7 protein-coding genes and 1 pseudogene are annotated in these 5,964 nt (G+C 52.8%); 6 read left to right on the top strand and 2 right to left on the bottom strand.

Translation table 11 applies throughout. The features are described from left to right. Positions 1 to 131 precede the first annotated feature (131 nt). Positions 132 to 779, top strand: a pseudogene (locus IGW03_RS37010) (IS30 family transposase); the annotation flags it as partial. A gap of 442 nt (positions 780 to 1,221) precedes the next feature. After that, positions 1,222 to 1,518, top strand: a complete 297-nt coding sequence (locus tag IGW03_RS37015) for a hypothetical protein (protein WP_194727376.1) — start codon at positions 1,222 to 1,224, stop codon at positions 1,516 to 1,518. A gap of 6 nt (positions 1,519 to 1,524) precedes the next feature. On the opposite strand, the gene IGW03_RS37020 is transcribed toward IGW03_RS37015, so the two are convergent. After that, positions 1,525 to 1,974, bottom strand: a complete 450-nt coding sequence (locus IGW03_RS37020; protein ID WP_194727377.1) for a response regulator — start codon at positions 1,972 to 1,974, stop codon at positions 1,525 to 1,527. Positions 1,975 to 2,374: 400 nt separating this feature from the next. Between IGW03_RS37020 and IGW03_RS37025 the strand changes: the two genes are divergently transcribed. Further along, positions 2,375 to 3,640 carry a hypothetical protein gene (locus IGW03_RS37025; RefSeq protein ID WP_194727378.1) on the top strand — a complete coding sequence of 422 codons (1,266 nt, stop codon included), beginning with the start codon at positions 2,375 to 2,377 and terminating at the stop codon, positions 3,638 to 3,640. A 50-nt stretch (positions 3,641 to 3,690) separates the two neighbouring features. Here the strand turns inward: IGW03_RS37025 and IGW03_RS37030 are convergent, their stop codons facing one another. Next, a complete protein-coding gene (locus IGW03_RS37030) occupies positions 3,691 to 3,963 on the bottom strand; it encodes a hypothetical protein (RefSeq protein ID WP_194727379.1) in 273 nt (90 codons plus the stop codon). Between the two features lie 246 nt (positions 3,964 to 4,209). Here IGW03_RS37030 and IGW03_RS37035 point away from each other — a divergent pair, with 246 nt between their 5' ends. The 3 genes from IGW03_RS37035 (at position 4,210) to hfq (ending at position 5,585) form a co-directional block, all read left to right on the top strand. Further along, complete coding sequence (locus IGW03_RS37035) at positions 4,210 to 4,422, top strand: hypothetical protein (RefSeq protein WP_194727380.1); 213 nt, start codon at positions 4,210 to 4,212, stop codon at positions 4,420 to 4,422. Positions 4,423 to 4,832: 410 nt separating this feature from the next. Next, positions 4,833 to 5,222, top strand: coding sequence for a hypothetical protein (locus IGW03_RS37040; protein WP_194727381.1), 390 nt, complete (start codon positions 4,833 to 4,835; stop codon positions 5,220 to 5,222). A 60-nt stretch (positions 5,223 to 5,282) separates the two neighbouring features. Next, positions 5,283 to 5,585, top strand: a complete 303-nt coding sequence (hfq, locus tag IGW03_RS37045) for an RNA chaperone Hfq (protein WP_228536344.1) — start codon at positions 5,283 to 5,285, stop codon at positions 5,583 to 5,585. Positions 5,586 to 5,964: the final 379 nt, after the last annotated feature.

The raw sequence follows: 5,964 nt of genomic DNA on the forward strand, positions 1-5,964 counted from the left end.
GCTACACGAAACTGGGAATGGATTGACACCGTGCACCTGAATCCTGACCGCGACCTTCCTCCTCAATGGACCGAGGACCGGTTGGCCGCTTAACCAGAAATCTTACCAACTACGTTGACAAACGCCGCATGCCCAGCGTCAGTCATGAGCGCATCTATCAGCACACCTATAGCGACAAGCGGGCCGGCGGCACCTTGCACAAGAGCTTGCGCTGCCAAAAGCAACGGAAAAAACGGTATGGCCAGCGCGAACGGCGCGGCGCGATTGTGGATCAGGTTTCGATTGAGCAGCGTTCGGACATTGTTGATCAGCTCGGACGCTATGGTGACTGGGAAGCCGACCTGGTCATCGGTGCCGGACAACAGCAAGCGTTGGTGACCCTCAACGAGCGTAGGTCCCGCTACAGCTTAATTGGCAAAGTCGAACGCAAGACCGCACAGGAGGTATCGGATACCATGATCGCACTGTTAACGCCGTTTGCTGACTGTGTCCATACCGTGACTTCAGATAATGGCAAGGAATTCGCCCAGCATGGCCGTATTGCGAAGGACTTGGACGCGCAGTTCTTCTTTGCACACCCGTATTGCTCATGGGAGCGAGGCGCCAATGAAAATATGAACGGGTTAATTCGCCAGTTCTTCCCGAAGAAGATGGCCTTTGATGGAATCACAGCCAGCGACATTGCCTTGGCAACGTATAGCCTGAACCACCGACCAAGGAAGTGCCTCGGCTTCAAAACGCCACATCAGGTCTTTATGAGCCAGTTACAATCCCATTAATAAGCCGTTGCACTTCAAACTTGAATCCGCCGGGGAAAAAGGCGGTTTAGTGATGTTAATATATGGATAATTATTAGATACGCCTTGCTTGGATATTGTGATCTGATTAACGTCAATCAACTCCCAAAGTCAGAGTTCATTATTAAAGTAACAACCTATAGGCTAAAAAAAACCCGCAGACCTTGCGGCTTGCGGGTTCAATCCAATTCTTTGAGAGTTGGAGGAGACAGGTGTTACTATACTGCGACGCACCATAGCTGTCTTCTTTATTGTTGTTATAAGAGGTATAAGCCATGGTGATATTGCAAATGAATAAGCCCGCTCAGTCATCAACCAAGCGGGCTTACTGGGTGTCTCCCGCGGTCTCTTGCCTTGGATTTTTTATGTACTACGGCCGGATAGTACACTGAAAAATAACGACTTTGTGGATTTTTGACTCAAGATGCAGCCTCTCGACACGATCAAAACAGCGTGCCAACAAGCATTGGAAGACGCACAGCACAACGACCATTGGCAGGCAGCATACTGCGAGGCAGTTACTCCAGCAGCGGTGCTCGAACTAATTGAACAATTGAACGATGCTAAGGCCAATGAACAGGTCGATGACCATACTGCATTGCTGAAACTGGTTCAGGATTTGACCGGCTATATCAAGCTGGCCACAGGCGACAAGCCGGATGCCGTGCGGGACGATCTGCTGCTGCAAGCCCGCGAGCTCATGACCAAGCTCAAGCGGTAACCAACCCTACAACGGCTCGGTCACGAGACTGGCTTCATCATGTGATTCGGCAAGAGAAGCCACTAAGTCCCGTAATTTTTCGCGCGCCGCATCGAATCCATATTCGCGTCGCCAGCGGTTGAGATCAACGAACGCAGCGGCGCCAAGGGCAGCGGCCGCCAGGCTGATGCCTTGAAAGGCTGAGCTGTCCAGTTCGCCATCAAGCACCCGCACGCACAGAATGGGGGTTTCACACGTTGCCGGTAATGCCTTGGCATGGCGAAGCAGCTCAAACATCTTGCTTTCAGCAAAATGGGTGCCACAGACGATGACATCGAAATGCATTGCGAGCAGCCGGTCGGCTTCCTGCATGGAACAGCAGAATGTCATGTTGAAGTGGTCGCTCCAGGCTTCCTGTACGACGGGGATGACACCTGGGACTTCCGCTACCAGTATGCTGAGTTTCTCGGTAGGCATGTGATGGGTTGGCTACCTGATAAATGCATTATTGTAGATAACCATGTCTCCTTGCTTTAAACGATACTACGTGACATTCCATTTGTGAAGGATCGTGCTATTCTTCGGTGACTCGCTTCCCTTGGCCCCTCATATTGCGCGACGCAGGTTGTGCAATGCACGATAGCGAGGCCGACACAGCCTTAGTTTATGCGAACACGGTATCGAGGAACTTAAGCGGGGCTTTTCTGCCCATGGTAGATATCTGTTTCCTCAGGTAGGCAGGGCGAAGTGCGAACACAATCAACGCAGGGCCATCATGTCCTGTAAAGACTCCTATTGGAATTGAAAAGTTATGTCTCGTAAGCCTGAACCGGTAGCGACTCCCAGCATCATTAAATGGACGGAAGAGGAGTGGCAGATGGTTGCTTCGCATCTTCTGGAAGAAAAGGGGCGCGGCCTCCTGGAATCGACCCAGCTGGAAGAAGTCAAAGCCAAAGATGTGTTCAATGCGCAGAGCGTGCTGCCGGAAAGCCGGCACCGCAAGCTGATCTCGCTTTCCCAGGGCTTTCAGGCGATACGCCAGCGCTTGCACGGTATCATGCAAAAGCTGGCAGCCATTCCCCAGCATGCCCAGTTTGCAGCACCGACATCCAGGGTCGAGAAGGAAGAGTCAACTACTGATAAGGCTGCAGTAGATCAGTCGATATCACAACCATCTGCGCGTCCCAGAAAAGCCCGGCCCAGCCCTGTTGCGGACGCGCCTTCCGTGGTAGAGCAGGAGATAGCAGCAGTAACCGCAACCGGAAAAGCACAAACGCAAGAACCCGTCTCCGAAGATACGTCAAAACTGGAGGCGTCGGCCCCTGTTGGGAAACAGACGCAGCAAGCGGCCCGGCGCGACGTGCCTTCTCCTGTCCAACGGCCTGTACATGCGACCCAGCGTCGCCACTCCGGTCAGATGCCCTCACAGGATAGTGGAAGTGACCTGATCGAATTGGCTCGCCCATTCGTTGCCATGGTGTGCGAGGAATTTGCGAATGCATTGGTCAAGACTCTGACAGAGAAGGGCGGCCAGCAAACTATCGCATCGTTTCTTCAAGCAGTAGCGCCGGATGCGGCTGCTTCATCGGTTTATCGGCAACAGGATCATCGCGCGTCTGCACAATCTGTGCGTAATGAAGGACTCGATTCAGCGTCAATGGCGCCCCAAGCCTTCGACGATGAAGACGCTCATCTTGCCGAAACTGACGTACAACCCTTGTTTGATCCCAAGTTGCCGCCGTCCGCCAACAGTGCCTTCAAACCGATGATTGCATTGATCGCGACCAGCACCCGTGATTTCGAGGATTTGAAGCAATTCTATCCGCAGCTGGAACTCAATGTGGTGGCCCTCGACGATTTGCGTACCGCACCATCATTACGCAGCTGCCAGCGGATGATCGGCTTGCGGGAAGATATCCCGGCGGCGGCCGATGAATTCCTGCGAAAGACGTTTAGAAATCGATATGTGCGTATTACCGGTGGCATTGGGCAGATCCGTGAGCAGCTCAATACCTGGCTCGACAATCCTGTCACGATGAACACTGGAGCGCCAAGCTGGCCACGAAAGCAAGGCAATGCTAAAGGACAGGGCGCCGGCTATCCAAAGAAAAAGCAGTTTCGCCGCCCACGCCCGACTCCTTGATGAAGCAGGCATGCAAGAGTGAGGAAGGGCTGGTTCAGTATCAGCCTGTTTCAGGAATATGAGTACGATCTTTGCAGCACGGCTGTCTTGTTCTTGCGTCCCGACGTAATTGTGAAATCCACTTCGGGCCAGTGCTCAAAGGCTTTTGGAATTGGTCGAGCAGAATAGACCAGGGTGGGATTGGCCGCGACTAAGACTTTGCAATGCGGGCAAATGATTACGCCTGCAGCCATGGTTTGGGGTGCAAAGCATTGACTGAAATGTTCAAGCTCATACAGCCGGCGGCAAAGGGGATTACGGCACTTCTCCAGATGAACGGACATGAGCGTCTCCATTTTTGTTTTAGTAAGTCCGGGCGTGATTTTCAGCTTAGCGGTTCTTTTCTGAAACGCAAGGGCTGTTTGCTGATCGTCCAGGCTGGCAATTCAAGTTCGAAACTGACTGAGTTGCTGTTGTAACGTGTTCTATTTGTTTCTGCAACCATACAACTTTGCTGGTCCACCACCACTGCAGGGGAGCGAACCCTCCGCAGTAAAATCGCGAAAGAAAGATGCGCATGAGAGGTAGCAATGATCGTTCGTCGTGAGTTATATGAAGCCGCTATCAAGATCGGTGCCGAAGCCGTCTATGACCCGGACAATGTTGAGCATCAGATGCTGCTTTCCTCCGGTCTGGCCTTGCTGAATCCATTGCCACCACCCTTGCAAACTGCTGATTCCTCACGCAGACTGCTGCTGTTGACGCCCAAAGGCGAATTGGTAATCCAAAGCGCGTCTGACTAGCGCCTCGGTACAGACGCGGGTGATTCCACGAGTAGGGTGCTGCTTTTCTTATTGCGCTGCGAGATGACTTTTCGTGGCGTTCCATGCACACTCATGGTGCAGTAGAAAATCCAAAACAAGAGATCGGCAGGAGACAGGAAAGCCCATCGCACAACGTGCGGTGGGCTTTCATCTTTTAGACGTGTTATATCACGTGAGAATGTCTGTCATTCGCAATCTAAAGAAGACGGTATTGTTATTGACCGGTAAGATGTCCTTGTCTCCTCCAACTCTTCTTGAATTGGATTGGCCCGCAAACCGCAAGGAATGCGGGCTTTTTTCTTTTTGAATCGATATGGGTTGGTGAGGATGACGATAGAACTCTTGATCCTCCTGCCAGACCGGCGCAACGGCGCGCCAAAGGATAGAAATTGATCATTGAACCTTGTGACAAGATCGATATCGCGCGGATTCTGATTGAACGCATTGATGGCGTGGTCGCGCAAGCCCGTGTCAGTACGCTGGCGTTGGCCAATGCGGTACTGGAGCGCTGGGCTAGCGATGCACCGGAAAAGGGTGAAGGTCGTTGTCAGATCCAGATCATCTTCGAAGATGGTTTGCAGTACCGTAGCCATATTGGCCTGACGCGGTCCCAGAAACGCATCTCACTTTCCAAGCACCTGCGTCAGCAGCTAGATGGTATGACGAGTCCTCAGCCGGCCGGGCGTAAGAAGAAAAACGACAGCGGCGGCATTATTAGCATCACTCAACCGGCCCTGTCCTTGAGCGTCGAAGCGATGCTGACCAGGTATGACATCTAGCGGTACAGCATCAGGCTAATAGACAAAGAGTTCACTATGGTACGCAGTAAGGGCGATGCGTTGCAGACCACGTATTCGAATGACTTGCGCAAGCAGCGCATGTCCGTCATGGTGTACCTGATGAGCGGCGTGAAACAGGCGGGGAAGATCGAATCCTTCGATCAGCACGCGTTACTGCTGCGCCATGGTGACAGTGTCCAGCTCATCTACAAGCACACCATTGCCAGCCTCATGCCGGCGCCCAAGGCCTTGCCAGCATTGGCTGCTCCGCCATCCAAGCGAATCATCAACCGTTCTGATTCGGCAGCAGTCCCGGTCATCACAAGAAAAGTGTCCCGTCGCACCATCATTCGTGGTGAATGACATCGCGACGGTAAAAAGGTGAGCGGCAGCGCAAAAGGCGAATGTGGTGCTGGTATTTGTTCCGCCCGCCAGCTCCGGTGGATGCAGCCTGTTCTTTTGAAATTGAGGTCTCACTCCGATGGCTGCATGGGGGGCGATTGTACAGAGCAGGGAGATGATTTGGTCAGCGCCACTATTGATGAGAATCAACGAGAAAGGTAACCCAGCCCTCACGTAGAGAGGCCATCAATGGACACTAGACGTTTGCTGGCCACTAGCGGTACTTTGTTGAAAGTAGATTATTGAGGGTCTATGCTGGTAGCAGGAGGTCTGCTGCCATGACTGCTCGTCGCCCCTGCCCAGCTGCACCTGGCCCACTAGAGGACTATGCGGTGCAGTT

This window comes from Noviherbaspirillum malthae (assembly GCF_015352985.1).
Classification (GTDB): Bacteria; Pseudomonadota; Gammaproteobacteria; order Burkholderiales; family Burkholderiaceae_D; genus Noviherbaspirillum; species Noviherbaspirillum malthae.

Excerpts from the sequence above, each read along its gene's own strand:
- IGW03_RS37015 (WP_194727376.1), top strand. The coding sequence starts at position 1,222 with ATGCAGCCTCTCGACACGATCAAAACAGCGTGCCAACAAGCATTGGAA.
- IGW03_RS37020 (WP_194727377.1), bottom strand. The coding sequence starts at position 1,974 with ATGCCTACCGAGAAACTCAGCATACTGGTAGCGGAAGTCCCAGGTGTC.
- IGW03_RS37025 (WP_194727378.1), top strand. The coding sequence starts at position 2,375 with ATGGTTGCTTCGCATCTTCTGGAAGAAAAGGGGCGCGGCCTCCTGGAA.
- IGW03_RS37030 (WP_194727379.1), bottom strand. The coding sequence starts at position 3,963 with ATGTCCGTTCATCTGGAGAAGTGCCGTAATCCCCTTTGCCGCCGGCTG.
- IGW03_RS37035 (WP_194727380.1), top strand. The coding sequence starts at position 4,210 with ATGATCGTTCGTCGTGAGTTATATGAAGCCGCTATCAAGATCGGTGCC.